Raw genomic sequence first — 25,542 nt, 5'->3', positions numbered from 1 at the left:
TTTGCAGTAAGGTTTCTACTAATTTGTCACCAGATGTTTTTTGCGTCATGTTTTGTATTTTACCATGCTGTGGCTAGATTGTGAACCTTCTTTTTTGCTGTTACCCCGATTTATTGAGCGGATACAAGTTTTAGATAAAGTAAAAGCCTTTCAAGTAGGCGGAGTTGATTATATCACCAAACCATTTCAACCAGAATAACTCATCGCTCGGATTCAAACTCAACTAACTATCCAACAACAAAAACACCAGTTAAGGAAGCAAATCGAAGCACATCAACAAACCGCAGAAATTCTCTACCAATCTCGCACTTTACTTGCAAGTTTATTAAATAGTTCCAAAGATGGAATTGCCGCCGTGCAAGCGGTGAGAGAGCCGATAACCCAAGAAATTCACGATTTTCGCTGTTTGGTGGTTAATCCCGTCTTTGCCCATTTATTTGGTCAAAAGCGAGAAAACCTCATGGGTACAACCATCCTGAAAAAAATGTTCAATCAACTTACTCCCACACTGTTTGATTCACTTGTACAGATAGTTGAGACAGGAGAACCGATCGAACAAGAATTTTATTGGGAAAAATATGACGATCAAATATTGTATTATTTGAGTGCCGTAAAATTTGGAGATGGTTGTTCGATTACTGTCCGCGATATCACAATGTTTAAACGTAAGGATTCAGGTCAAAAAAAATTCAGTGTCAAAAGCTGGTAAAATAAATGAATGAAAAAGCCCGCAGCCACCAGAGAGCAGAAAAAAACCGAAATCGAGCAGTTGAGCCAAGCTGAACTGGTGGAAATGGTACTGGGGCTGCAAAAAATCATTGAAGAATTGCAAGAAAAACTAGCCATTGCTACGGGGAAAGGTCGAACAACCAGTAAAACTTCATCAAAGCCCCCATCAACGGATCTCATCCAAAAATCAGAGAAACCAACAGTCCAACCAGAAGCAGACCAAAAAAAGAAACCAGGTGGACAACCAGGTCATCAAGGGAAAACCCGAAAAGGGTTTGGACGAGTAGACCGAACCGAAATTAGCTCACCCGACATCTGTCTCAATTGTGGCAGTAAAGAATTAAGTGAAGTAATTAACATCCACTCTCAGCAAGTAGCAACTCTGGTCGCAAAACCCATCGAAGTCGTCGAATATCAGACACAATCGTGTAAATGCCTCGAATGTGGTGCAGTAGTCAGAGGAGAACTACCAAGCTCAATAGTTCCAGGCCAAGACTTGAGCGTGAATCTTCAAGCACCCGGCGTCTGGCTAGGCAATTATGGACATCTTTCCTACGCCAAGCTGACGCTCGTTATTGTGGGAACTCGGCGCGATAGAAGTGTCCGTAGGAACACTCCAAAAAACCAATCAACGAGTAGCAGCAGCAGTCAAGCCAGCTATCAAAGCACTCTCGGAATGGGTTCCTCTACAATCAAACGTTCATGTAGATGAAACCCCTTGGTGTGTCATGGGAGTTAAAGAATGGCTGTGGACGGCTAGTGGAGAAGGATTCTGCTTATTTCATGCCGCAGATACCAGGGGGCGCGTGGAACTAGAAACAATGCTGGGTAAAGAATTTGCGGGAGTCTTAAGCTCAGATGATTTCAGTGTTTATAATGGTGTGAAAGTCGCAGCTCAACAGAAGTGTCTGGCCCATTTACGACGGCATTTCAAGAAAGTGCTGGTACTTCCTGGCAATGATAATGCAGCCGTCGCTCAAATATTTCTGTCATTAATTGATGAAGCTTTTATCGCCCATGAATTCTGGCGCAAGACGAAGGATCGACTCACCTACGACTTGTGGGCAACTGATTTCAAAATACGATTGAATCAGGCTTTGACCACTTGGTTGAACCTTGTGGGTTATACCGCTGGTTTGTTACTCAAATCCTTACGGGATAAGGCAGAACAGTGGTGGTATTTTCTCTGTGCTCCCTCGGTTCCTCCAGATAATAATTTAGCAGAACGTTCTCTACGCCTAGCTGTAACTAAGCGGAAAGTTTCTGGTGGCTCTCGTTCGATGCAGGGATTTGAGGAAACGGCTAATCTATTGAGTGTGATTCAAACCTGTCGTTTTCAAGCTCGTTCAGTAATGGCTTTTTTCCGTGAGGCTATTTCTGCTCATTCTTGTGACTTGGCTATGCCTGAGCTCGTTCCTATTTTTCAGACCTGAATCCTTACGTTTAAACTACTTGAATTTAAAGTAAAGATGGAAGCACATTTAGAATAATCTCATCAACCAGGTTTTGCGGATTAACTGGGTTTCTGTAATCATTGCTCCACCAATGGTTCGGTCAAATCCAGAACTTTTTCAAACTGAAACGTTTTAACCCAATCCCTAAGAGTCTGAAGTTCCAGCACGTAGGATGAGGGAATTTTATCCAACAATCTAGATACTAATTCCGAGTCCGCTTCAAGAGCGGCTTCATGCAATTTTATCATCCATTCCCTTGACATTGCTGCTAGCAAAATTGTGAAATTCACAGGTTCTCCAGCCCGATTGTATGGGCGATAATTTAACTCAGACGACTCATAAACATAACTGACTCCCAGATGTTTAGCCATGATCTCAAAAATAGTCTTTTCTTGGAAGGGTTTTCGCACAAAGTCATCGCAACCGATGGATAAAATCCTCGTCTTTTCTTCTTCCAAAGCGCTAGCAGTAATGGCAATCACAGCAGTAGCTTGACCTTTAGTGGTAGCTTTAATCCGTTGAGTTGCTTCATAACCGTCCATAATCGGCATTCGCATATCCATCCAGATCAGATGCGGTGAATAGGAATTCCAAATTTCAATCGCATCTTGACCGTTATAGCAATCCTAAATCATTTTCTACACTTATTATGATATAATTATATGCAATAATTAATTGTGACGATAAAAATGAATAACTTACAACTGCCACAGAAAGATATGGAAAAAGAAAGAGTGGCTTTAGAATCTTTCATTAAAAGCGATCGAACTGTAAGAGAAATAAAACGAGCAATAGCTGTAAGGATGGCTATCGAAGGTAAGTTTTACCATGAAATTAGCAAATTTTTAGGTGTAAGTAAATTTTTTATTGGTTATTGGAAAAAACAATTTAAAACCAAAGGTGTCGCAGGGATTAAATTAGCAAATAAAGGGTCAAAAGGATATCTAACATCTCTACAAAAAACTGAAATAATCGAATGGCTAAAGAACAAAGAATATTAAGATTTCGATGAGCTTGTTACTTATTTAGAGAGAGAATTTGGTGTCAGCTATAAATCAAAACAGAGCTACTATGAACTTTTATCTCTGGCGAAGATTACCTGGAAAAAAACTCAGAAAATTAATCCCAAATCTGATACCGAACGGGTCAAAAAAAAAGAGGGAAGAAATTAACAATATTTTAACCAAAAACAAGGCTGGCATAGAATCTGGGGAAATAATAGTATTTTTTTTAGATGAATGTCATCTACTTCATGGCGATCTCAATGGCTACGCTTGGGGTCGTTCTGATCTAAGAATTGAAGTCCCAATTACCAATCAAAAAAATAGACAAACTTATTTTGGCGCACTCAACTATCAAACCAAACAATTCCATGTTAAAGGTTATAAATCTGGGAATGGAAAATCAACAGTTGAATTCATAAAATACTTACAAAATAAATACAAAGGGCGGAAAATTATTTTGATTTGGGATGGAGCTAGTTATCATACATATGGAGAATTCAGAGATTATTTGTCAGAAGTTAATCGTGACAAAGAAGCTGATGATTGGTCAATCACTTGTGTTTTATTTGCTCCCAATGCTCCCGAACAGAATCCCGTTGAAGATATTTGGTTACAAGCTAAAAATTTTTTACGAAAGTATTGGTATTTATGTAAATCTTTTAAAATTATCAAATTTTTGTTTGAGTTTTTTACAAAAGAACATAAATTTGATTTCCCCAAAATCCATCAGTACACCTATACATAGAAAATGATTTAGGATTGCTATATGAGTATCCTATCGCGTGTAGCCTCTTCTGCCTATTTGGCAGCGCCTGAATTGCTTGGGCTGATTGTGTTGAAACAAGTTAATTTATCAATCAAATATGGAAATACTTCTGTCTCTTCCTATGCCTATGCTGCTTACGGACTCATTCTTTCTGGGGAAGCTGTAGGAGACATTGAGGCTGGCTATCAATTTGGTCAACTGGCTCTTAAGCTGGTCGATAAGTTTAATGACAAAAAATTCCAAGCTCGGATAATTTTTATGGTTAATTACTTTATCAAGCACTGGAAATAACATCTGAGAGAAACCTTAAATCCTTTGCGGGATGCTTACTCGCTCGCTTTAGAAACTGGAGACTTAGAATATGCGGCTTATTCAGCTTGCGTATACTGTTACCATTCCTATGTATTGGGCAAGGAATTGGCAACAGTCGAGGGAGAGATGGCAATGTATAGTAATGCTCTGGGCCAACTCAAGCTAGAAACATCATATTACTATAACGAACTCAATCGACAGGTTGTATTGAACTTAATGGGGCAATCTGAAGATAGGTGTCTTTTAATCGGTAACAGCTATGATGAAATAAAAATGTTACCTCTGCATCTAGAGGCAAATGCTGAAAATATTTGTCGCTCCCTCTATTTTCACAAGTTAGTTCTCTGCTATCTTTTTCAAGATTATGAACAAGCTCTGTCCAATGCTAAGTCAGCAGATAAATATAGCGATAGTGCTGTAGGAACGATTCCTCTTTACCATTTCTACCATTCTTTAGTCCATCTTGCTATTTATTCTGATGCACCAAAATCCGAACAAAAACTCATCCTCGCAAAGGTGAAAGCTAACCGAAAAAAACTCAAAAAATGGGCGCAGTCTGCTCCGATGACTCACCTCCATAAATTATATCTAGTGGAAGCAGAGCAACATCGAGTTTTGGGTGAAAATGCTCAGGCGATTGAGTGCTACGATCGCGCTATTAATTTAGCTCAAGAACATGAGTATCTCAACGAAGAAGCTTTGGCTACTGAACTGGCTGCCAAATTCTATATCGGTTGGGGCAAAGAGCAAGTTGCCGAAGCCTATCTCACAAATGCTTACTACTGTTATTTACGTTGGGGTGCAACAGCTAAAGTGAAAGATTTAGAACGACAGTATCCGAAACTATTAAAGCGTTTTACGAAAGCCAATACGTCCATAGATTCGCGCAACAGCTTGTCTAATACGTCTGGTAGTATTTCTGGTGAAGTCCTGGATTTGGCAGCGCTGATGAAAGCATCTGGGGCAATTGCCAGTGAAATTGAGCTTGATAAACTCCTGACGACTTTGATGAGAATCCTACTGGAAAGCTCTGGCGCACAAACGGGCTATCTAATGTTAGAGTGTCTTGGACAAATGAGGGTTGAGGCGTCGGGTGATGCTAATTCAAATCGGGTGATGCTGTTGCAATCGATTTCTATAGAAAGTTGCTTGCCTTTGTCGATTATTAACTATGTGGAAAGGACTCAGGAAGGACTGATTGAAACTGATGTCGCTGGTAATGGCAGATTTTCTCAAGATGCTTATATCCAAAAATATCAGCCCAAGTCTATCCTTTGTGCTCCTTTGCTCAATCAGGGTAAACTGATTGGGATTGTGTACCTAGAAAATAATCTAGCTGATGGTGTTTTTACGCCCGATCGCCTGGAGGTGATTCAAATGCTCTCGACACAAGCAGCGATCGCCCTTACGAATGCTAGACTCTATGCCCAAGTACAATCGACGCAAAATCGTCTGAATAAATTCCTCAATGCCATTCCAGTTGGCATATCCATTCACGACGCAAAAGGACAAATCATCTATAGCAATCCTAAATCATTTTCTATGTATAGGTGTACTGATGGATTTTGGGGAAATCAAATTTATGTTCTTTTGTAAAAAACTCAAACAAAAATTTGATAATTTTAAAAGATTTACATAAATACCAATACTTTCGTAAAAAAATTTTAGCTTGTAACCAAATATCTTCAACGGGATTCTGTTCGGGAGCATTGGGAGCAAATAAAACACAAGTGATTGACCAATCATCAGCTTCTTTGTCACGATTAACTTCTGACAAATAATCTCTGAATTCTCCATATGTATGATAACTAGCTCCATCCCAAATCAAAATAATTTTCCGCCCTTTGTATTTATTTTGTAAGTATTTTATGAATTCAACTGTTGATTTTCCATCCCCAGATTTATAACCTTTAACATGGAATTGTTTGGTTTGATAGTTGAGTGCGCCAAAATAAGTTTGTCTATTTTTTTGATTGGTAATTGGGACTTCAATTCTTAGATCAGAACGACCCCAAGCGTAGCCATTGAGATCGCCATGAAGTAGATGACATTCATCTAAAAAAAATACTATTATTTCCCCAGATTCTATGCCAGCCTTGTTTTTGGTTAAAATATTGTTAATTTCTTCCCTCTTTTTTTTGACCCGTTCGGTATCAGATTTGGGATTAATTTTCTGAGTTTTTTTCCAGGTAATCTTCGCCAGAGATAAAAGTTCATAGTAGCTCTGTTTTGATTTATAGCTGACACCAAATTCTCTCTCTAAATAAGTAACAAGCTCATCGAAATCCCAATATTCTTTGTTCTTTAGCCATTCGATTATCTCAGTTTTTTGTAGAGATGTTAGATATCCTTTTGACCCTTTATTTGCTAATTTAATCCCTGCGACACCTTTGGTTTTAAATTGTTTTTTCCAATAACCAATAAAAAATTTACTTACACCTAAAAATTTGCTAATTTCATGGTAAAACTTACCTTCGATAGCCATCCTTACAGCTATTGCTCGTTTTATTTCTCTTACAGTTCGATCGCTTTTAATGAAAGATTCTAAAGCCACTCTTTCTTTTTCCATATCTTTCTGTGGCAGTTGTAAGTTATTCATTTTTATCGTCACAATTAATTATTGCATATAATTATATCATAATAAGTGTAGAAAATGATTTAGGATTGCTATAGTTGCTAGCTTATCATGGTCAATCATTGCTGGTAGGTCGATCAAGTCCTCGATGCGTTTTCCTACCAAGATTAACTTTGTCCTCACCAGTTCAAGTAAAATATCTAATTTATTCGGGTTTTTGGGAAAATTAATTCCCAACAGCTTCAATATGGAAAATGCCGTTTGGATGGCTTCCAGAGGTTTATTTTGTGCTGTATAGGCTTGGATTTTGACTTCATAGACTTTCACTTTGTCAAGCAACGAAGTAGCTTGTTGCAGCACAAGGGAAGCCAATTTCTCCATTTCCTCAAAGTTGCCTCGCGAACTAGCTACCTCGGCTGCTTCTACATAGAGTGCCAAGGTTAACTCATACTGACGAAGCCAGCTATCTGCACTGAGGCAATCCCTAGCAATTCTTAAGTAATTCCATGCGGGTTCCCAGGCGGCTGATGCCTTCGCTTTTTTGGCAGCAATAAGATTTAATTGAGCGAGTTTATCTCTTTCTAACTGAACGTCTATTGCTGCAATACCGAAGTTGAGTTGATTGACAATATCAAAAATCTTTTGTTGGAGTACCTGTGGTGGCGTATTTTTCAACAAAAGTTGTCCGACTTTCCAGTGAACGGCTTGCTTCTCGTCTGGAGGAATTAGGGAATAGGCCGCTTGCTGAATGCGGTTATGAGCAAATTTATAAGTAATTTTTAATTCATGCTCTTCTCGGTCTGTTTGAATAAACTTGTAGTCATCACCGACGGGTAAGATCAATCCCGCTTCAATGGCATCCCATAATTTATTAGCCGTTTGTTTTTGAGAAGTTTCATTAATGATTGAAAGTGTTGCCAAATCAAATTGGTTGCCAATACAAGCCGCTAACCGTATTTTCTTTTGTGCTGATTGTGATAAGGTTTGAATTTTTCCGGTCATCAATTCAACAACATTATCAGTGATATTTCTAGTTTGAATCTGTTCTAAATCCCAAGACCAAGCTCTAGCCTCTCTATCAAATTTCAGGAATTGCTCTGTATAAAGTGACTTGAGAAATTCTTTGACAAAAAAGGGATTACCCTGTGTTTTTCCCCAAACCAACTCAGCTAATCTTTGGGTATGGACGCACTGACTCTTCAGCGTATCCGCAATGAATTCATTAACCTGGTTTAAATTTAAGGGTAAAAGGGAGATATTATTAACTACTACTCCCTGCTTTTTGATCTCCGATAAAGTCAACATGACAGGATGAGTTGCACTGACTTCGTTATCTCGATAAGCTCCAATCAAAAACAGATATTGAGTATTAGTATTGGTCATTATAAGCTGGAGCAATTGCAGCGTGGCGCTGTCTGTCCATTGAAGGTCGTCTAGAAATAGGACGAGGGGATGCTCTTTTTGACAAAAGACTTGGAGCAACTTTTGGAAAACTAAATTAAACCGAATTTGTGCTTCTGTTGGAGGTAATTCGGGGACGGGATGCTGTTTGCCAATAATCAGTTCTAGTTCTGGAATGACATCAATAATAATTAGACCGTTGTCTCCTAATGCACGTTGAATATTCTGTCGCCAATGTTGTAACTGAGGTGCGGTTTCGGTGAGCAATTGCCGAATTAATTCTTGGAAGGCAGCAACCAATGCCTGATAGGGAATATCGCGGTGAAGCTGGTCAAATTTGCCTGCAATAAAGTATCCGCGTTTTTGAGTAATGAGCTTATAGAGTTCCTGGGCTAAAGCTGATTTCCCGATGCCAGAGTATCCAGAAATTAGCATGAGTTCAGTTTGTCTTTGTAGGGGTGGGTTTTGTTCCTGAGTTGTCGTTGGGTTACTAAGGTTATGTGCTAAGCCCGCCCCTACTCGCTCAAAGGCGGTTAATAAGGACTCAATCTGCGGTTCTCTCCCGTACAGTTTTTGAGGAATTTGTAATTGATGACAAATATCTTGGCATCCCAAAGTAAACCTTTGGATTGCACCGTTTGTATATTGAGTAAGACAAGTTTCTAAATCTGCCTTGATTCCCCAAGCACTATTATATCGTTGTTCCGCCGTTTTTGCCATTAATTTCATGACAATTTGTGAGACGCTTAAAGGAATTTTTGGATTGACTTCATGAGGAGGTATCGGTTGTTTGGCAATATGGCAATGGACTAACTCAAGTGCATCAAGTGATTCAAAAGGGAGTTGCTTGGTTAGCAATTCGTAGAAGGTGACACCGAGAGCATAAAAATCTGTGCGATAGTCCAGCGAGCGATTCATCCTGCCTGTTTGTTCGGGAGACATATAAGCCAATGTCCCTTCTAGAACATTGGGACTTTTGAGGCTGGTATTCTCTTGGGGTAGAAGGGTAGATAAGCCAAAGTCAATGATTTTTAATTGTCCGGTTTGAGGATTTAAGACAATATTAGATGGATTGATATCTTTGTGAATGACCTTGTTTTGATGCACTTTGTCTAACGCATCTGCAATTTGGATGGCAATGTGGAGAAACTCTGCTAAAGTAAAGGAACGAATGTCGCGCAGGATTTTTAAGGACTCTCCTCCAAAATCCTCTAACAACATGACTTGTGTGTTCTGGTATTGCCGCATTTCGTAGGCTTTAATGGTTTCCTCTAAATTGAGACGGCGAGTGATTTCGTATTCCTGTTGATAGCGGGAGAGTTCGGCAGGCGTGGGATAATCTTCTTTGAGTAGTTTCAAAATTAAAGGTTGCTGATTTTTTTTGAGGATGCCTCTGTATATCAGGGAATTAGCACTTTCGTAGATTTGGTTGATAATTGTGATATCTGGCAGTGAAATCATGTTGAGAATTACTGCTGCCTAAAAAAAATCAGCAGTATTCAATTATAGCAAGGGCTTTGGTGGGTTATGGGATAGGCTAGAGTAGTGTGGGATTGTTGGGTCTCTGGAACTGCAATAGGTGGCGACAGTTTCATGGCCCACGGATATGTAGCTAGAAACCCGGTTTCTACGAGTTTTGGGACGAGTCACGATAAATTTAGGAAGAAACCCGGTTTCTGAGGCCACGCGATAGGTAGCTAGAAACCCGGTTTCTACGAGTTTTGGGACGAGTCACGATAAATTTAGGAAGAAACCGGGTTTCTGAGGCCACGGATAGGTAGCTAGAAACCCGGTTTCTACGAGTTTTGAGTCACTATAAATTTATGAAGAAACCGGGTTTCTGAGACTTTCATCATGTCCTCTTTGTCAATGCAGGTGCTTTGCCAAAATCCTCAACCGAGAGCCTCTTTCTCATACCACACGAGAAGATCCCAGAGATAGATATCCGGATCGTCATGATCGATCATCTCTTTAAACATTGAAACAAATTCATTGTCTAAAAAACTGTCCAATCATATAGGCAGCTCTTTGGCATTTTATTCGTGACTGTAACACAATACGGTTCACTTACAGCACTTCCGGCTATTATGAAGCACAGTTTTACTCGTATCCCTTTCCTGTCCTAACTTTTGATACTATCTGCGTACCTCATAGCAGCCGGAAGTGCTGGTAAACCCGCCCCGCCCCAACAGTCGAACTCAACTTCACAATTCACGTCCTCAAAAATAGTTTCAACCTGGTAAATACTATCACAATTAACGCCAAAATCGCCGTATATCCAAAACCCCTCAAAAACCCCATAAACGGATTGCTTGAAGTCATCTCAACAATCACCGGTTCCCATTTAGTTAAAACCAGAATCGGCCAGATAATATTCGCAAATCCCGCATAACCAATCATCGGATTCACCCCGTTATCAATAAACAACTGCAAAAACCATCTTTTTTGAAATACATCGATAATTATCGTCAACCCAATCAACAGAAAAATCGCCATTCCAGTCGTTACAAAAAAGTAACTCATCGTCGCTGAATCTTTCTTAATTCCTCCTTCATAAGGCTCAAACAGCAAACCCAAAATCAACCAATAAAAACCCCATTTGTAAAGCTGGTTCAATAAAATTTCGGTGACGTTTTCGGGTTTTTTCAACAAAAATAAACCGCACAAACACAACACCACCGTCACTAATGAAGTCTGCCACACCCATCTAGCTTGCAGTCCAATTAACAAAACTAAATTGACAGCAAACATCAAAACCATAATGCTGAAATAGCGCCAACTCTTCCAGCTAGCATAACTCGACTCTTCCGGCGAACGATACTCTATCCACCTACCAAACAAATCTCCCGCAATCGTACCGGGAATCACCACAAACAAATACTTTAAATAATCAAATTGAAACAGCCAAGTTGCAGGAGATGACAACCAAACTAACTTAACCCAACCGTCAGCCGGAGAAGACAGTCGCGCCGCTAACAGCAAGCCCAAAAATCCCACTCGCAGCCACACATTTGAACGAGTAAACAGCCAAATTATCGAACCGAAAACTGCCACATTTGCAAGTACCATCAAGATGATATCGCTGCGGTTAACTGAAAATCCTATACCGTTGGGATATTTGATGTGAGATATGAAGACTATTCCGGCACTCCAAGCAGCAAGGGTTAACGCCCTGCGCACCCACGCAGACCACTTTTGGGGCCAGCGAACATACATCAAAAATAATATTAAAAATCCGCACAATCCAAGCCACCACTTTAATCTACTGGCTTCCTCCGGGCTAATTACAGTCGGGCGAATATGCTGGAGAAATATCGCAAATGACGCTAAGAAAAAGCCTCTTTGCAAAATAGAGAAAATTATTTTTTTTGTATCCCATCCCTTGGCGATGCGGCGCGACAAAGCTAGCGGTATCGCGGCGCCCATTGCAAACAAAAAGAAGGGGAAAACTAAGTCAACCCAGGTTAATCCTGCTAGTTTGTTATTGAAAATATGGTCTGGTGGTGGGAGTTGGGCGTGATACATCCACGCTGGTAAGGTTTTGCGGGCTATTGTACCTGATAAAACCATTGCTAAAACTGCGATTCCACGCAGCGCATCCAGCGCGTCGGCGCGTTGGGAAACGGCAGCAATTGCTAACGGTTTTTGGTTTTTGATGCTATTTTTTGATTTCGATGTTGTGTGTTCCAATGCACTCACCAATTCTTCATTGAATAACTGTAAAAGCTGTATAACTTATTTTTTACCAATTAGTTTGTGTAGCCAGCTTCCTGAAGCTAGGCTGCTGAGTCTTTCTGCGGAGTGTTTTTTGTTGACTGTTAGTCTCGAAATCCGGTATTTATTGGGTGGAAAAAACCGCAGTTTTAATTTCAAACTGTCATACAAGTATCCTGATTTGTAGTATTTAGCAACATATTTGTCAACTTGTTTGTTGACGGCGCCAAAGGGGTAGGCTATGTGAGACGCAACTATTTGATTTGGGTCTAAATCTTGGGTGCATTTCCTCAATCTAATTTGGTCTTGAGATAATTCTCGGTCTAATGCTTTCAGAGAAATTTTTGTGAGATTTTCGTGATTCAGTCCGTGGGATTGAATATCATAAAATCCTTTTTGCATTCCGTCTCTTAAGTCTTGACAAGTTACCTTTTTTATGAGTGAATCTTGGTGGCCCAAGAAGCCGGAGTTGATGAATACTACTACTTTAGTTTTTTTGCCGTATTTATTTTCGAGTCTTTCTAAAATCGGCAGTAAATTCGTATAAATGCTTTTGTTGCCATCGTCAAAGGTAATCATAACTTTTTTGCGTCCGCGATTTTCACTCGGCACCGGCTTTTTGGGATTGGCGATGAAATACTCGTAAAGCTCTTGGGTTGACAAAAACCAATAGTTATGGCTAACTAAGTCTTCTAAAAAAGGTTCCAAATTTTGCTGGCTGTAGTCGCCGGGAAAGTCTCTGCGCTGCGGCGGTACTTCCTGAAGATTCCGAAGGTCAACTATATCGTGAAAGCCGAAAATCGGAATTTCTACTGTGATGATTTCTAGGATTACTTGATACGTGATGAAAGCTAGGAAGAATGCTAATAAAAATCTAATAATCCGTTTTTTTCGGGGCGTCATACCGGGTTTAAAATACTCCGGCCATTTGTTAACTAAATAATTTATCATTGACAATTACAACCTCATGAGGTATATAGTTCAGGCGGTAGTATGAGGGTTTTTCGGACTCAGGTGTTGGGAGTGTCTAGATTGTCGATCGCCCGTACCTTCCATAAAGATGAGCTAGGTCAACTCTAGCATGATACAATTTATGGCGATCGCACTTTTCCTGGAACCCAGTCGAAAGTTGACAATGCTTATTTTTTCCCCGAATTTTTTCTAGGTGATTTTCTTGACTTGTGATTTCTCCTCCGAGGTGGTAGCATATTTCTGCGAAAGCGCGATCGAACAACAATGATGAAAATCGCAGTAATTCTGCCTGTTTACAACGAAGCAAATTGCCTAGAGCAAACCTTTGACAGAATTTTAGAATTTTCTCAAAAAAATCACGCTTACAATTTTATCATTGTTAATGACGGCTCCACCGACAATACACTGGAAATTATCGAAAACAAACTCAAAGCTTTCCCCGCACATCACATCAAACTAATTTCCTATAGCAACCTTCATTCAGTTGACAGTTGACAGTTGACAGTTGACAGTTGAGGGCGACCTCTCCCGGTCAGGAAGAGGATTGGAGTAATGAATAGTCTGCTTTTAATTTCTCCCTACAAGGGTTCCGGCTTTAACCCAATTCTTTCTGGTAAAGGCAAAGGATATGCCGTAAAAAAAGGCAGCGAATATGCAGAGGCCGACTGCATTTGCTTCATGGATGGCGACTTAGCTTACTCCCTCGAACACCTCGAACGCTTACTAGAAAGATTAGAAAAATTTGATGTCGTAATTGGTTGCACAAATCTCGATCTAGAAAACTTCCAAAATCTTACCTTACTCATAAAAATAGCCTGCAAAATATTTAACTTAATTTCCAGATTAATCCTGAATCTATCCTATAGAAATATGCAAGTCGGACTCAAAGGGTTTAAAAAAAATACCGGCCCAAGAAATATTTAAAAGACAAACAATTACCGGATTTTCATTTGATGTTAAACTACTTTTTTAGCTAAAAATAAAGGATATACAATTGGTGAAATGACCGCCAGAGTTTCCCAGCAATACCTCTACAAAATTTATCAAATCAATATACTTAAAAATTCCCTAAAAATGTTGACCTGCTTGTTTAAAATTAGATACAACGACCGCGCAGGCTACTATAAATCAATCAATCTTGTTGAGCTTTGACCTAGAAGAATTTGACATCCCTGAAGAATACGGTCAACCCCTGCCAGACGAAATAAAATTTGAAATTTCTAGCGGAGGATTGTCAAAGATTATGGCACTTCTCGACAGATTAGATATTTACAGCCACATTTTTTGTCACAGCTAACTTTGCACTCCACAACCGAGATACAATCAGAGAAGTCTCAAAACACCACGAAATAGCCTCCCACGGCTTTTGCAACTCTCAATTTTGCCTAGAAGATTTACAAAAATCCAAGCATACTTTAGAACAAATGATGAAATAGTCGGAAGGAATCGATCGATCGCCCACAACGCGATCGCCCACAACGCGAGTAAAATCCAGTAAAATTGCCAAAAGGTCGATCGACCCCCGTAGCTCCGCTATATTTGGATTCAAGGTTTGCTATACTCCAGAAATACACACAATATTAACCTTTAGAAAATCAATAGGCCGGAGCTATGACATCCTATGCAACCTCTACAGCAAGAGCCGAGATGAGTGAGATCCGGCGCTTGAAAAATATACTGCCCCCAGAACTCCAAAGTTGGGTAACAGTAGAAAAAACAATAGAAGTTAATCCCACCCTGATCCGCAGCGAAGAAATAGGCAAAGACCAGGTAGAAATCCAAATAGACCTGATCCGCTGGGAACAGCTAGCAATGGATCAGCGCAACCTCCTATTTTGGCACGAAGTCGCCCGCATCCAAAACGACACCATCCCCAGAGACGGTTGGGAAATGGCAGCCCTCGCCATAGGTTTAGGCGGCGCCGTCGGCGAACTTTGGGTGCAAGACGGCTTGCTGCTGCTGTTGGCCGTATCTTTGTGCGGCGTCTCCGGCTGGAGGCTTTACCAAAAAAACAACGGAGACAAAAGTTTAAAAGAAGCAGTAGACGCCGACGAAAAAGCCCTCGCCCTAGCCACCCGCTTCGGCTACACTCTCCCAAACGCCTACAAAAGCCTCGGCAGCGCCTTAAAAACCTTAATCGAGCAAACTTCCAAAAAAACTCAACGGGCTAAATACGAAGCTCGTCTCCAGGCCCTGAAACGCAACGCAGCGAAAGCCAAAGCCAAAGTCAAACCCATCACCCGCGAAACCTCGCAGTCAGAAAACGTCTACAATTCTTGATCTTCTTCCCCGACGCTGGCTACAAAGATTTTCCAGTTAACCGTTAACTGTTGACTTTTCTGTTAACAGTTGACTGTTGACTACGGTAGTTAGCCTTGGCAACAGAATTTTCGGGTATTATTGTAAAGTTTACATAAAGCTAGCCTTCTAATAACAATAATAGTGGATTTGCTAGGACAGAATAGGCTAAAGACATCAGCTTGAAATTTGAAACTAGGACTTCATGGTCAGCCAAACCCCAGAGGCAGATTTTCGGGTTACGTACTTGGACGAGATTCCCTCCGTTCACATACCCGTGCGCTTGAGCGTACTTGAAGCCGTAAACTTCAAGACAACCTGCCAGCAACTTTTCTTTGGAAGCACCGTTCCCAGCAAAATAGTCATAGACTTCAGTCAGACGACATTTATTGACAGTAGCGGGATCGGTGCTTTAGTCAGCAATCTGAAATTTGCCAAACAGCGCGGTAGTGACTTGGTGCTTCGGAGCCTCAAGCCACAAGTGATGGCAGTATTTGCTCTCACCAGCCTAGATCAAGTGCTGACGATCGAGCAACCTTCTGCAACCTCAACTCCCACAGAGACCAACTCCTCTGACAATCACCTACCGATGACGCACCCCTCGGTGCAATCGTGGGTAAAACGACTCATCGACATCGTTGGGGCAATCGTTGGTTTGATAATTACAGGAATATTGTTCATACCGATAGTCGCAGCTATCACAATTAACGATCCGGGCCCGATATTTTTTGCGCAAACCCGCTGTGGTTGGATGGGCAGAAGATTTCAGATTTGGAAGTTTCGCTCGATGTGTACCAACGCCGAAGCTATGAAATCCCAAATCAAAAACCAAGCCTCCGGCGCATTTTTCAAAAATGACAATGACCCCCGGATTACCAAAGTCGGGCGCATCTTGAGAAAAACCAGTCTTGATGAACTACCACAATTTTGGAACGTACTCAAAGGCGAAATGAGTCTAGTCGGCACCAGACCCCCGACTCCAGACGAAGTTGACCGCTATGAAGTACCTCAGTGGCAGCGTTTGGATGTCAAACCTGGGATGACGGGTGAATGGCAAGTCAACGGTCGCTCTAAAGTGCGCGATTTTGAAGATGTCATCCGTTTAGATTTAAAATACCAACAAGAGTGGAGTCTGATGTATGACCTGAAACTAATTGTTAAAACCATAACTGTGCTGTTTAACAAAAATAGTGGCGCTATGTAAGAGCGGTCAACAACCCACCGCTGAAATTTTAGGTGCTGTTGCTTTCTGGACAGCCGGAACTCGAACTTGATACGTAAATTAAGCAGGCGATCGTTCGCGATACTTACGTTAGCATTAAGTGTTAAAATTCACACAGAAAATGTGCAGCTAGTTGCCAGCTCTGCGATCGGAGTATTAATTAGCAATTTGCGAGTTCGAGATCGTACTCGAATCACGCCAGCAGGGTTTTCGAGGATGACAAGAACTCAGGTGTGTTGACAAAAGTATCGACTGCTAACACGGTCGAAGCTCAAATCACTCATCGCAAGCTGCCTCGGTAGGGAATTTTTCCTATTCAAACGCCCTACCGAGGCAGGTTACAGTATCGGAAGTCTCTCATTTTCTGTGCGAGTAAATGGTGCGAAAGGAATGCTCACCTTGAGGCAAAACGGGCTTCTTCAATTCAAGCTTGACTTAACTAATATGTTGCCAAGACCTTGCCCTCCTTTTCCTCTCCAACCTGCGCTGAGTACAGCGGTGGTGGGGGGCGACCAGGGAGAAGAAAAATGAAAGACGAGCAACCAATTGCCGAGTTCCACCTTCAGGTTAAAACAGACCTAAAGGCTCTGACACAAGTTTCGGAATGGTTGGAGAATATTGTTCTGCCGCTGATACCACACGACTTGTGGTGGCAGTGCAGCCTGATTGTTAACGAAGGGTTTACAAATGCTGTCCGCCATGCTCACCAGAACTTGCCGTCCGAGACGCCGATCGACCTTGAGGTAAAAGTGTTTGCCGATGACTTAGAAATTAGGATTTGGGACAGGGGTCAACCCTTCAACCTGAAAGCAAAACTGGACTCGATCATCCAAGAGCAGCGCGATCCGTTGGACAGAGAAGGAGAAAGGGGACTGGTGTTTATGTACAAGCTCACAGACAAGCTTTGCTATATCCGTACCGACGATCGCAACTGCCTGGTAATGCGCAAAAACCTTACGTGATAGCGCCAGATCTGCCCGCTCCAGGGCAGCTTCTGTCGCTCCGGCAAGGGGTCTGAGCGCCGCCCCCTGTTATGCTACCGGGAACCCAATTACATCCTCTGCAATTCAACGGGTGTAGGCTGGAGTTAGCGGTGGCAGGACAATTTGCTTCAAACTAAATATTATGCGTATTCTAATTTATTCCTATAACTACTATCCAGAGCCGATCGGCATTGCCCCCCTAATGACAGAACTAGCGCAAGGCCTAGTCAAGCGCGGCCACCAAGTCCGAGTCGTCACAGGAATGCCCAACTATCCCCAGCGCCGGATTTATCCGCAATATCGGGGCAAATTCTACCTCACCGAAGAACAGAACGGCGTCACAATTCAGCGCAGCTACCTGCGCGTCAACGGCCCTCACCCCAGCCTGCTAGACCGGCTCCTGCTAGACGGTAGTTTTGTCGTCTCCAGCGCCGTCCAAGCCTTCAGAGGCTGGCGCCCCGACGTGATTTTCTCGACAATGCCACCTTTACCGATTTGCGTCCCAGTCGCCTTTTACGGCTGGAGTCGCGATATCCCGATCGTCCTTAACGTTCAAGATATCGTCTCAGAAGCAGCGGTGCGCGTCGGCTTGGTGAAAAAAAACGGACTGCTAATTAAGATTGCTGACGCCTTAGAAAAATTCGCCTACAGCACAGCCAGCCAAGTCAGCGTCATCGACAGCGGTTTTATCAAAAAATTGCACTCTCAGGGAGTACCCCCGGAAAAAATAGTTTGCGTTCCGAATTGGGTCGATGTTAATTTCATTCGCCCCTTACCCAAAGAAAATAACTCCTTTCGAGAAACTCACAAACTCAAGGGTAAATTTGTCGTTCTTTATGCTGGAAATATTGCCCTCACTCAAGGCTTGCAAACAGTTGTCCAAGCAGCGGCTCGTTTAAAACACATACCCGAAATCGCTTTTGTAATTGTGGGAGAATCAACAGCACTCGCGCGCTTGCAAAAAGATTGCGAAACTTACAAAGCTACCAATGTAATGTTACTGCCCTTTGAACCGCGAGAAAAATTGCCCGAATTGTTAGCTGCTGCGGATGTTAGTTTAGTCGTACAAAAGCGCCGCGTTACTAACTTCAATATGCCTTCAAAAATTCAATTACTTCTCGCCAGCGGCCGGGCAATTTTGGCGTCGGTTCCTGAAACTGGTACAGCCCACAAAGCAGTCCAGCAAAGCGGTGGCGGGGTTGTAATAGCGCCGGAAGACCCGCAGGCTTTGGCTGATGCTGTGGAGGATTTGTTCTTAAATCGCGATCGGGTGAATGCGTTGGGCGAGCAAGGTAGAAATTATGCTGTGGAGAATTACGGATTTGAGGAAGCTTTGAATCATTATGAGGCTTTATTTGCGGCGGTGGCGGCGAGTCATGCTGAGAAAGTCTTGGCACCGCTGCCAAAGTGATCAGATAATTGGGTTAGTGAACATCTGTTTGGCTTTTGTAGTGCTGTCGCGAGAACCCTTACTTCTACAACCCAGCCGGGAACAGCACTCAAAGAAATAAGGCTGGTTTCAAACAATCTTTGGGATTAAAATAATACTATGAAATTTACCCTTGATGTAGAAAACAATCCTACAGGCTGGCCAGATCACACTCAGCTACCAGAATCGGACGGTACTTTTGTGAAAAATTTTCAAGAACATCCCCAAAGCATTCTGTTAACGGATTCCATTACTCCCATTCTCGAAAGAATTCATCCCGATGGTAACTACTGTATCGGTCAAGATAGCGGCATTTATTGGCGATTAACTGAGCCGTTAGAACGGGGCGCGGAAGCACCGGACTGGTTTTATGTGCCCAATGTGCCGCCAACGCTTGATGGTGAATCGCGCCGTTCTTATGTGATGTGGCAAGAATTGATTTCACCGTTGATTGTGTTAGAGTTTGTATCGGGAAATGGTGCCGAAGAACGGGACAGAACGCCTTTATTGCGAACTGGTCAACAGGAAACTAAGCCTGGTAAATTCTGGATTTATGAAAATGTGATTCATGCGGGATTTTATGCTATTTATGAGGTAAGTAAGGCGAGTGTTGAAGTTTATGCTCTGATGGAAAATAGCTACCGATTGGTTGCGGCAAATGAACGCGGCCATTATCCGATTGAACCGTTGGGTGTTGAATTGGGAATTTGGCAGGGAAGGTATCAAAATATGGAGTTACCTTGGTTGCGCTGGTGGGATAGTGAAGGCAATTTGCTGTTGGCGGGCTCTGAAAGGGCCGATCGCGCTGAACAAGAATTAGAGCAGTTGCGGGCTCAATTGCGATCGGCTGGAATTGAACCGGAGTTGTGAGGGGAATCTTGACGGAAATTTTTAAATTCCGCCCATTTCCGATCGCCAATATTTTATGAGTCAGTGCGGTTAGTAATAATAATGCCACAGACGATCGCCAATGTACTAAAAATATGCACCAACGAAATCGCTTCACCGAGAAACAGCCACGCAGCAATACCGCTAAACACTGGAATCAGGTAATAGATTAAGGCTGTGCGGTTCGGGCCAATGAGGGCGATCGCCTGATTCCATGCCATAAACGCCACCACCGATGACAGAACCCCGACATAAAGTAACGCCAGGGCGATCGAAGGATTGAACACTACAGGGTGATAAATCCAACATTCCAGCGCATAGAAGGGCGATAAAAACAACAGCCCCAAGCTAAAAGTCGATAAAGTGAAAGTTGTCATCCGCAGGTTGGGTGGCTTGCGCTTTACCAGCATCGTGTAGCCAGCAAAGATGATAGATGCTAACAACATATACAAATCGCCGATCGCAAACGAAATACTCAGCAGCCTCTCTAACGAACCTCCCGCGATTAACAGTACAACACCGCTGACTGCGATCGCAATACCGACTGCGCGCGTTAACGAGATAGTTTCTCCGTAAAAGATACGAGACATAAGTACAATAAAAACTGGGGAAGAAGTCGCAATTAACGCCATATTCACGGCTAAAGTTGTGTGGCCGGCAACGTAGATTAGAGTATTAAAAGTAGTCACGCCGGAAAGCGCCGATACAGTCAAGTAAAGGAGATATTTTTTAATCAATTTCCAGTCAGCAACTGCCGCCCGCACAGTAAATGGAGCCAAAGTTGCCACAGCAATCGTCCATCGCCAAAAAGCTAAACCCACTGGGAAAATATCCTCATTCAAAGCTCTAGCAACGATGAAGTTACCAGCCCAAATAACCGTCGCCACTACTGCCAAAGAATAACCCATTGACATTTTATTGTTCATTTATTTGGGTTGATTTTTTGAGGTAATTTTGTCAGTTTCATTTGAATTAAGTTAAAGATGGGAATTAGATATAAATAAAAGGCATAAGGAATAAAATCTGAATTGACACTCAAGATGGTTGCAGGCACTAATCCGGCGATATTCCAAGGAATTAATGGAGAAATCACAACAGCGGTGTTTTCTAAGTCTACAGCAAGTTGATAATTATCTAATCCCTCTTTTCGATATTTTTCCTCAACTAACTGATGAGTCAGAAGGATGGCGATTGTTTGGGTGCAGCCAAATGCAGCCGCTAACATTCCTATGATTGTCGTTCCACAAAATAAATCGCCTCTCGTTCGAGCTTTGTTTAGATACAATTCAATAAATTCTAGCGTTTTAGTTCCCGCAAAAAGGCCGGCAAATGCTGTCGATACAATCACAATTATTGAAACTTTGACCATCGACAAAATCCCTCCTCCCGCCACAATATCTTTTAAACTAGAAGTTGATTCTAACTTGAATCCGGCGATCGCGAATTGCAGAATGTCCAGCGGCGAATAACCTTGGAGGAAAATGGCGATCGCACTTCCGGCAATTAGACTAACAGTCATGGCAATTTTGACTTCAACTCGCAAAACACAAAGAATTAAAATTGTCAAGGCTGGCAGCAAAGCGATCGAGTTGAGATTGAAAGCTTTGCCAAGTTCAAAAGCCAGGTTGTTCCCAGCAACTTCTACGGGATTTGCTAAGGATAAGATTAAATACAAGATGCTGGAAGCAATCAGCGGATAAAAAGCTGTTACCGCCATATTTTTGAGGTTCGTATAAATGTCTGTGCGGGTAATGGCGGCAATCAAATTAGCGCTAGAAGACATCGGAGAACACCGATCGCCAAAATAAGCTCCGGCAATAATTGCCCCCGCGATCGTATTGGGATTGACACCGCTGCCCTTGGCTGCGATCGTTAAAGCAATGCCGATCGTACTCACAGTGCCAAAGGAAGTTCCCAGCAGCACAGAAACCATGCTAGTTAAGATAAACGCCCAAAATATAAAATACTGAGGGCTAATCAATTTAATTCCCCAATATACGAGAACCGGAACCGTCCCCGCAGCCATCCAGACGGCCATGACTGCCCCGATTAACAGTAAAATACTGATTACTGAAAAAGATTTTTGACTGCCAGCCACAGCCATTTTGATTAAGCTGTTTATATGAAATCCCCTTCTCAACAAAATGGCAATAAAAATTGCCATAGAAGCTAGCAACGGATAAAGTACAAAATAACCTTTTATGGCACTAACTAAAAGTAAAACAAATGAAATAATTAGAAATAATATCAAGTCCATTATTGATGGGCTTTCATGTATTCTCTCAGTAAGGTGTTGATCTGGGTTTGATAACCACGACCTTGAGATTTAAACCACTCCAAAACATCACTGTCAATGCGTAAGGTAACTTGAGCTTTAGTCTTAGGGTTGGGCAAGCCTCGCCCAACTACGGCTTTAGCAAACATTTCAGGCGTAATTTCAGGGCAATCAGAGAAATCAATATCTTCATCAGTCATGGCATCTAGGCGTTGCCAGTCAGTTTGAGATTTGCTCGAAGTAAATTCGTTGTTCATATTTAGTTGCTTTTCTAGCAGAAATAATGCGAGTACATTCCTCTCGTTCTGTATGGACGATAGCGACTACTCGCCCTTGCAACAAACCAAAAGTCACAAACCTTTGCTCTCCATAACTGAATCGTTCATCCTCAACTGTTACGATTTCTCCATCAAAAACTAATGGAACGTCGATAAAGTCAATTCCATGTTTGCTAAGGTTGGTAAGACGTTTCGTCTCATCCCACTCAAATTCCATACCTTGATTGTCACTAGATATTGTAACTACAATTTGTCGTTACAGCCACTTACTTTAACAGATATTTGGATTGTTCAGGTAAAGCCGATCGCCCCCTTCGCCCCCTTCGCCCACTTCACCCCAATCATCCCAGATATCCCAACACCGCTACTACCCGACACCGCACTCTATTAAAACAAAACGCTAAAATAGTAGATCCTACAATTTGGGAGTTAATATTTGACACTTGCACCTACGCGCGAAAACGTCCTAGCTTGGCTCTCACACCGCGTTCCTGCCGCCCGCATCACACATATCCTCGGAGTCGAACAAACAGCAGGTGACTTGGCTCGCCATTACGGCCTCGACGAAGCAAAAGCTCGATCGGCCGGTTTGCTGCACGATTTGGCAAAATACTTTAAACCCCAACTACTCCTGCAAATGGCTCAGAAGGAAGGTTTAGAGTTAGACTCAGTGTTGGAAGCACACCCGCACCTGCTGCACGCAGACGCCAGCGCGATCGTCGCTAGAGACGAATTCGGGGTGGTCGATCGAGAAATTTTGGCAGCAATCGCCAATCACACCCTCGGCAGACCAAACATGAGCCAGCTCAGTTGTACCGTATTTGTAGCAGATACCATAGAGCCGAGCCGCGGCAACACAGCCCAACTAGAAGCACTGCGCGAAGCAAGTATGCAAAATCTTTATGCAGCCGTGTGGCAAACTAGCGATTATTCTCTGAGATATTTGCTAGAAACTCGCTGCTACATTCACCCGCGCACCGTACTTACGCGCAATTGGGCGCTGCAAATGGCTCGCCGATCGCCGGAAACAGGAAATTCGACAGGGAAGTCGATCGAACAAATCACCAGTTAAAAGTAAAATTTACCAGCAATCCTGTACTTACTTCTGGCTTCCACCTAACTCCTATTTCCAGTCTCAAACCGCCAACAACCGATTCCCCTTTACTGTCTCAATTAGGAACTTAAACACTTAATGTCAGATCTAACCCAACTCGAATATTCCAGAACTCAGTCTACAGTAACCGACGCCATGTCCCCAACCGACGAAGCGCGCGGTTTGATCCTCACGGCTGCCCAAGCTGCCGATGACCGCAAAGCAGTTGATATTGTATTGCTCCAAGTGTCAGAAGTATGCTATCTGGCAGACTACTTTGCGATCGTCACCGGATTTTCCAACGTCCAAGTACGAGCCATCTCCCAAGCCATCGCCGACCAAATAGAAGAAGAATGGGGACGGTTGCCGCTGCGTACACAAGGGCTATCAGACGCCAGTTGGGTCGTCATGGACTACGGCGACGCGATTATCCACATCTTTAAACCTCAAGAGCGCGAATTCTACAATTTAGAAGCGTTCTGGGGACACGCCGATCGCCTTGATTTTTCAGTCGCAGAGGAACGCTAATGTGAAAAACGCTTCTGTTTCTATTTGTCCTGTTCCCCAAGAACAGCGCCCAGTTAATGAATACCAAGAACTTACAGAATCCTGGTTTTTTAGCTGGGTAACTCTCGATTGGCCCGCATATCTGGCAAAACTGGCTTGGGTATGCGGTTGGAGTTGCTTGATATCCGGGCCACTCGCAGCAGCCAGCTTTGCTCCAGGCAAGTATCCAGTTCAGTTTTTGCTGTGCGGTGCTGCTGGTGCCGGTTTTATTCTAGGATTAGCTTTGCTGCGACTTTACTTGGGTTGGTTCTACGTGCGATCGCGCCTGGACAATCCCACAGTCGTCTACGAAGAGTCTGGCTGGTACGATTGTCAAGCTTGGCCGAAAACTCCCGAAGTTTTAGCTCAAGACCAATTGATAGTCAACTACGAACTAGAACCAATTCTTAGGCGTTTGCGGCAGACATTTTATGGTTTGACTGTATTGCTGGTTGCCGGGGGACTAATTTGGAATTGTTTGTAATCGGGAACGGAACAGGGGAGTTTTGAGTTTTGAGTTTTGAGTGAAAAACGATCGCCAAAACATTAACGAAGCAACCCGCAACTCACAAATTACAACTGGCAACTCAAAACTTTCACGATCCCCAGTCTAAAATCTAAAATCTAAAATCTAAAATTGATATGACAAGGGGAAAACGAACCCAAGCTCCCGAACTGGAAGTCACACTGCTGCGCGAAGGTATTGTGGAATCTAGGCACCGCGCCCAAGCCGCTGTCTGCGACAAGCGCGGGCGCGTTCTGTCCGTTGCCGGTAACTCGGAAACGGCGACATTTATCCGTTCTTCTCTCAAGCCTTTTCAAGCTTTGGCTGTGACGGCGAGCGGCACTTTGGAACGCTACGAATTGACCGATCGAGATTTAGCGATTATTTGCAGTTCTCATCAAGGTACGATCGAGCAATCGCGGCAGGTGTTTAACGTCCTGTGGCGCTGCGACATAGACCCATCTAAACTTCAATGCCCCATTCCTGAAGGCAAAAAAAGCCCCCTGCAATACAACTGTTCCGGCAAACACGCCGGAATGCTGGCTGTCTGTCAGCAAATGCACTGGCCGATGGAAACTTATTTGCGCCGTAAACATCCCGTCCAGCAGCTTATTTTGGGCAAGGTGGCTGACTTGCTGTCAATGCCTGCCGAAGAGTTTATCAGCGCTCGCGACGACTGCGGCGCTCCTACCTATCTATTGCAGTTGGGACAAATGGCGTCTTTGTACGCTAAGTTGGCCTCCGGCGACAATGTGGATATGGAGCGGATTGTGCGGGCTATGACTCACCACCCGATGATGGTTGCCGGTGAGGGCAAATTTGACACGGAACTGATGCGCTTGACTCAAGGCGAATTGGTGAGCAAGTCCGGCGCCGAAGGGGTGCAGTGCATTGGCCGGGTTGGCGAAGGCATGGGTTTGGCGATTAAGATAACGGATGGTGGCAAGCGCGCTCAATTTGCTGTGGCGATTCATTTGCTCAAGCAGTTGGGCTGGATTACTCCGACGATCGCCGAAACTCTTTCTGACACTTACCTGACTCTCAGCGAATTTAAGCGCTTGGAGGTAGTGGGGGAAGTTTCGATGCTTTAAGTTGTTC

At 42.9% G+C, this 25,542-nt stretch carries 27 protein-coding genes and 2 pseudogenes; 18 read left to right on the top strand and 11 right to left on the bottom strand.

The genetic code is table 11. From position 1 onward, the window contains the following. The first annotated feature begins 355 nt into the window (after nt 1–355). Both K4039_RS27485 and K4039_RS27480 read left to right on the top strand, forming a co-directional pair. Complete coding sequence (locus K4039_RS27485; protein WP_265239666.1) at nt 356–709, top strand: PAS domain-containing protein; 354 nt, start codon at nt 356–358, stop codon at nt 707–709. 9 nt (nt 710–718) lie between these two features. Beyond that, nucleotides 719–2,162 (top strand): annotated as a pseudogene (locus K4039_RS27480) (IS66 family transposase). 98 nt (nt 2,163–2,260) lie between these two features. Here K4039_RS27480 and K4039_RS27475 read toward each other — a convergent pair. Next, entirely contained in the window at nt 2,261–2,746 is a 486-nt protein-coding gene (locus K4039_RS27475) for a response regulator (protein WP_375339845.1), read from the bottom strand. Between the two features lie 156 nt (nt 2,747–2,902). Between K4039_RS27475 and K4039_RS27470 the strand changes: the two are divergent. From K4039_RS27470 to K4039_RS27460, 3 genes and pseudogenes are all read left to right on the top strand, one after another. Continuing rightward, nucleotides 2,903–3,932 (top strand): annotated as a pseudogene (locus K4039_RS27470) (IS630 family transposase). 21 nt (nt 3,933–3,953) lie between these two features. Then, nucleotides 3,954–4,244: a hypothetical protein gene (locus K4039_RS27465; RefSeq protein ID WP_265239665.1), complete on the top strand. Its 291-nt coding sequence runs from the start codon at nt 3,954–3,956 to the stop codon at nt 4,242–4,244. A 24-nt stretch (nt 4,245–4,268) separates the two neighbouring features. Then, nucleotides 4,269–5,861 (top strand): GAF domain-containing protein, encoded by a 1,593-nt coding sequence (locus tag K4039_RS27460; RefSeq protein WP_265239664.1) that lies wholly within the window; start codon nt 4,269–4,271, stop codon nt 5,859–5,861. Here K4039_RS27460 and K4039_RS27455 read toward each other — a convergent pair. The 5 genes from K4039_RS27455 to K4039_RS27435 all read right to left on the bottom strand — a co-directional run bounded on the left by K4039_RS27455 (nt 5,806) and on the right by K4039_RS27435 (nt 13,192). Next, nucleotides 5,806–6,864, bottom strand: coding sequence for an IS630 family transposase (locus K4039_RS27455; protein ID WP_375339844.1), 1,059 nt, complete (start codon nt 6,862–6,864; stop codon nt 5,806–5,808). The genes K4039_RS27460 and K4039_RS27455 overlap by 56 nt on opposite strands. Before the next feature lie 36 nt (nt 6,865–6,900). Further along, entirely contained in the window at nt 6,901–9,702 is a 2,802-nt protein-coding gene (locus tag K4039_RS27450) for a serine/threonine-protein kinase PknK (protein WP_265239663.1), read from the bottom strand. A gap of 750 nt (nt 9,703–10,452) precedes the next feature. Beyond that, the gene (locus K4039_RS27445) at nt 10,453–11,931 is read right to left on the bottom strand and encodes a DUF5009 domain-containing protein (RefSeq protein ID WP_265239662.1); all 1,479 of its coding nucleotides are present in this window, start codon (nt 11,929–11,931) and stop codon (nt 10,453–10,455) included. A gap of 45 nt (nt 11,932–11,976) precedes the next feature. Continuing rightward, a complete protein-coding gene (locus K4039_RS27440; RefSeq protein WP_265239661.1) occupies nt 11,977–12,858 on the bottom strand; it encodes a polysaccharide deacetylase family protein in 882 nt (293 codons plus the stop codon). 124 nt (nt 12,859–12,982) lie between these two features. Next, a complete protein-coding gene (locus K4039_RS27435) occupies nt 12,983–13,192 on the bottom strand; it encodes a hypothetical protein (protein ID WP_265239660.1) in 210 nt (69 codons plus the stop codon). Here K4039_RS27435 and K4039_RS27430 point away from each other — a divergent pair. The 3 genes from K4039_RS27430 (at nt 13,192) to K4039_RS27420 (ending at nt 14,224) form a co-directional block, all read left to right on the top strand. Next, nucleotides 13,192–13,422 (top strand): glycosyltransferase, encoded by a 231-nt coding sequence (locus K4039_RS27430; RefSeq protein ID WP_265239659.1) that lies wholly within the window; start codon nt 13,192–13,194, stop codon nt 13,420–13,422. The genes K4039_RS27435 and K4039_RS27430 overlap by 1 nt on opposite strands. A 57-nt stretch (nt 13,423–13,479) precedes the next feature. After that, complete coding sequence (locus K4039_RS27425; protein ID WP_265239658.1) at nt 13,480–13,851, top strand: glycosyltransferase; 372 nt, start codon at nt 13,480–13,482, stop codon at nt 13,849–13,851. Between the two features lie 217 nt (nt 13,852–14,068). Continuing rightward, the gene (locus K4039_RS27420; RefSeq protein WP_265239657.1) at nt 14,069–14,224 is read left to right on the top strand and encodes a hypothetical protein; all 156 of its coding nucleotides are present in this window, start codon (nt 14,069–14,071) and stop codon (nt 14,222–14,224) included. Nucleotides 14,225–14,302: 78 nt separating this feature from the next. Here K4039_RS27420 and K4039_RS27415 read toward each other — a convergent pair whose 3' ends face one another. Then, complete coding sequence (locus K4039_RS27415; protein ID WP_265239656.1) at nt 14,303–14,476, bottom strand: hypothetical protein; 174 nt, start codon at nt 14,474–14,476, stop codon at nt 14,303–14,305. Nucleotides 14,477–14,538: 62 nt separating this feature from the next. On the opposite strand from K4039_RS27415, the gene K4039_RS27410 reads away from it, so the two are divergent. From K4039_RS27410 to K4039_RS27390, 5 genes are all read left to right on the top strand, one after another. Next, a complete protein-coding gene (locus K4039_RS27410) occupies nt 14,539–15,207 on the top strand; it encodes a DUF3318 domain-containing protein (RefSeq protein ID WP_265239655.1) in 669 nt (222 codons plus the stop codon). Between the two features lie 223 nt (nt 15,208–15,430). After that, nucleotides 15,431–16,429, top strand: coding sequence for a sugar transferase (locus tag K4039_RS27405; RefSeq protein WP_265239654.1), 999 nt, complete (start codon nt 15,431–15,433; stop codon nt 16,427–16,429). A gap of 545 nt (nt 16,430–16,974) precedes the next feature. After that, on the top strand, nt 16,975–17,409 hold the full coding sequence (locus tag K4039_RS27400) for an ATP-binding protein (protein ID WP_265239653.1): 435 nt from the start codon (nt 16,975–16,977) through the stop codon (nt 17,407–17,409). 163 nt (nt 17,410–17,572) lie between these two features. After that, nucleotides 17,573–18,841 carry a WcaI family glycosyltransferase gene (locus tag K4039_RS27395; RefSeq protein WP_265239652.1) on the top strand — a complete coding sequence of 423 codons (1,269 nt, stop codon included), beginning with the start codon at nt 17,573–17,575 and terminating at the stop codon, nt 18,839–18,841. A 138-nt stretch (nt 18,842–18,979) separates the two neighbouring features. Continuing rightward, a complete protein-coding gene (locus tag K4039_RS27390) occupies nt 18,980–19,729 on the top strand; it encodes a Uma2 family endonuclease (RefSeq protein ID WP_265239651.1) in 750 nt (249 codons plus the stop codon). Nucleotides 19,730–19,782: 53 nt separating this feature from the next. Here the strand turns inward: K4039_RS27390 and K4039_RS27385 are convergent, their stop codons facing one another. The 4 genes from K4039_RS27385 to K4039_RS27370 form a co-directional block, all read right to left on the bottom strand. Then, nucleotides 19,783–20,673, bottom strand: coding sequence for a DMT family transporter (locus K4039_RS27385; protein ID WP_265239650.1), 891 nt, complete (start codon nt 20,671–20,673; stop codon nt 19,783–19,785). Further along, nucleotides 20,670–21,911 (bottom strand): Na+/H+ antiporter NhaC family protein, encoded by a 1,242-nt coding sequence (locus K4039_RS27380; protein WP_375339843.1) that lies wholly within the window; start codon nt 21,909–21,911, stop codon nt 20,670–20,672. Before K4039_RS27380 ends, K4039_RS27385 begins: the two co-directional genes overlap by 4 nt. Nucleotides 21,912–22,003: 92 nt before the next feature. After that, a complete protein-coding gene (locus tag K4039_RS27375; protein WP_194009377.1) occupies nt 22,004–22,279 on the bottom strand; it encodes a BrnA antitoxin family protein in 276 nt (91 codons plus the stop codon). Then, a complete protein-coding gene (locus tag K4039_RS27370) occupies nt 22,242–22,517 on the bottom strand; it encodes a BrnT family toxin (RefSeq protein WP_265239648.1) in 276 nt (91 codons plus the stop codon). The genes K4039_RS27375 and K4039_RS27370 overlap by 38 nt, the downstream gene beginning before the upstream one ends. A 3-nt stretch (nt 22,518–22,520) precedes the next feature. On the opposite strand from K4039_RS27370, the gene K4039_RS27365 reads away from it, so the two are divergent. The 5 genes from K4039_RS27365 to K4039_RS27345 all read left to right on the top strand — a co-directional run bounded on the left by K4039_RS27365 (nt 22,521) and on the right by K4039_RS27345 (nt 25,535). Then, nucleotides 22,521–22,691, top strand: a complete 171-nt coding sequence (locus tag K4039_RS27365) for a hypothetical protein (RefSeq protein WP_265239647.1) — start codon at nt 22,521–22,523, stop codon at nt 22,689–22,691. Nucleotides 22,692–22,736: 45 nt separating this feature from the next. After that, nucleotides 22,737–23,372, top strand: a complete 636-nt coding sequence (yqeK, locus tag K4039_RS27360; RefSeq protein WP_265239646.1) for a bis(5'-nucleosyl)-tetraphosphatase (symmetrical) YqeK — start codon at nt 22,737–22,739, stop codon at nt 23,370–23,372. Nucleotides 23,373–23,492: 120 nt separating this feature from the next. After that, on the top strand, nt 23,493–23,921 hold the full coding sequence (gene rsfS / locus K4039_RS27355; RefSeq protein WP_265239645.1) for a ribosome silencing factor: 429 nt from the start codon (nt 23,493–23,495) through the stop codon (nt 23,919–23,921). Between the two features lies 1 nt (nt 23,922). After that, nucleotides 23,923–24,423 carry a CGLD27 family protein gene (locus tag K4039_RS27350; RefSeq protein WP_265239644.1) on the top strand — a complete coding sequence of 167 codons (501 nt, stop codon included), beginning with the start codon at nt 23,923–23,925 and terminating at the stop codon, nt 24,421–24,423. A gap of 158 nt (nt 24,424–24,581) precedes the next feature. Beyond that, nucleotides 24,582–25,535 (top strand): asparaginase, encoded by a 954-nt coding sequence (locus tag K4039_RS27345; protein WP_265239643.1) that lies wholly within the window; start codon nt 24,582–24,584, stop codon nt 25,533–25,535. Nucleotides 25,536–25,542 lie beyond the last annotated feature (7 nt).

Source organism: Lyngbya sp. CCAP 1446/10 (assembly GCF_026130175.1).
Classification (GTDB): domain Bacteria; phylum Cyanobacteriota; class Cyanobacteriia; order Cyanobacteriales; family Microcoleaceae; genus Microcoleus.
The sequence above is the reverse complement of the archived record's forward strand: the minus strand, read 5'-3'. Positions and strand labels throughout refer to the sequence as shown.

Excerpts from the sequence above, each read along its gene's own strand:
- K4039_RS27475 (WP_375339845.1), bottom strand. The coding sequence starts at position 2,746 with ATGGATATGCGAATGCCGATTATGGACGGTTATGAAGCAACTCAACGG.
- K4039_RS27465 (WP_265239665.1), top strand. The coding sequence starts at position 3,954 with ATGAGTATCCTATCGCGTGTAGCCTCTTCTGCCTATTTGGCAGCGCCT.
- K4039_RS27455 (WP_375339844.1), bottom strand. The coding sequence starts at position 6,864 with ATGAATAACTTACAACTGCCACAGAAAGATATGGAAAAAGAAAGAGTG.
- K4039_RS27450 (WP_265239663.1), bottom strand. The coding sequence starts at position 9,702 with ATGATTTCACTGCCAGATATCACAATTATCAACCAAATCTACGAAAGT.
- K4039_RS27440 (WP_265239661.1), bottom strand. The coding sequence starts at position 12,858 with ATGACGCCCCGAAAAAAACGGATTATTAGATTTTTATTAGCATTCTTC.
- K4039_RS27430 (WP_265239659.1), top strand. The coding sequence starts at position 13,192 with ATGATGAAAATCGCAGTAATTCTGCCTGTTTACAACGAAGCAAATTGC.
- K4039_RS27425 (WP_265239658.1), top strand. The coding sequence starts at position 13,480 with ATGAATAGTCTGCTTTTAATTTCTCCCTACAAGGGTTCCGGCTTTAAC.
- K4039_RS27410 (WP_265239655.1), top strand. The coding sequence starts at position 14,539 with ATGACATCCTATGCAACCTCTACAGCAAGAGCCGAGATGAGTGAGATC.
- K4039_RS27405 (WP_265239654.1), top strand. The coding sequence starts at position 15,431 with ATGGTCAGCCAAACCCCAGAGGCAGATTTTCGGGTTACGTACTTGGAC.
- K4039_RS27400 (WP_265239653.1), top strand. The coding sequence starts at position 16,975 with ATGAAAGACGAGCAACCAATTGCCGAGTTCCACCTTCAGGTTAAAACA.
- K4039_RS27395 (WP_265239652.1), top strand. The coding sequence starts at position 17,573 with ATGCGTATTCTAATTTATTCCTATAACTACTATCCAGAGCCGATCGGC.
- K4039_RS27390 (WP_265239651.1), top strand. The coding sequence starts at position 18,980 with ATGAAATTTACCCTTGATGTAGAAAACAATCCTACAGGCTGGCCAGAT.
- K4039_RS27385 (WP_265239650.1), bottom strand. The coding sequence starts at position 20,673 with ATGAACAATAAAATGTCAATGGGTTATTCTTTGGCAGTAGTGGCGACG.
- K4039_RS27380 (WP_375339843.1), bottom strand. The coding sequence starts at position 21,911 with ATGGCAATTTTTATTGCCATTTTGTTGAGAAGGGGATTTCATATAAAC.
- K4039_RS27375 (WP_194009377.1), bottom strand. The coding sequence starts at position 22,279 with ATGAACAACGAATTTACTTCGAGCAAATCTCAAACTGACTGGCAACGC.
- K4039_RS27370 (WP_265239648.1), bottom strand. The coding sequence starts at position 22,517 with ATGGAATTTGAGTGGGATGAGACGAAACGTCTTACCAACCTTAGCAAA.
- rsfS (WP_265239645.1), top strand. The coding sequence starts at position 23,493 with ATGTCAGATCTAACCCAACTCGAATATTCCAGAACTCAGTCTACAGTA.
- K4039_RS27345 (WP_265239643.1), top strand. The coding sequence starts at position 24,582 with ATGACAAGGGGAAAACGAACCCAAGCTCCCGAACTGGAAGTCACACTG.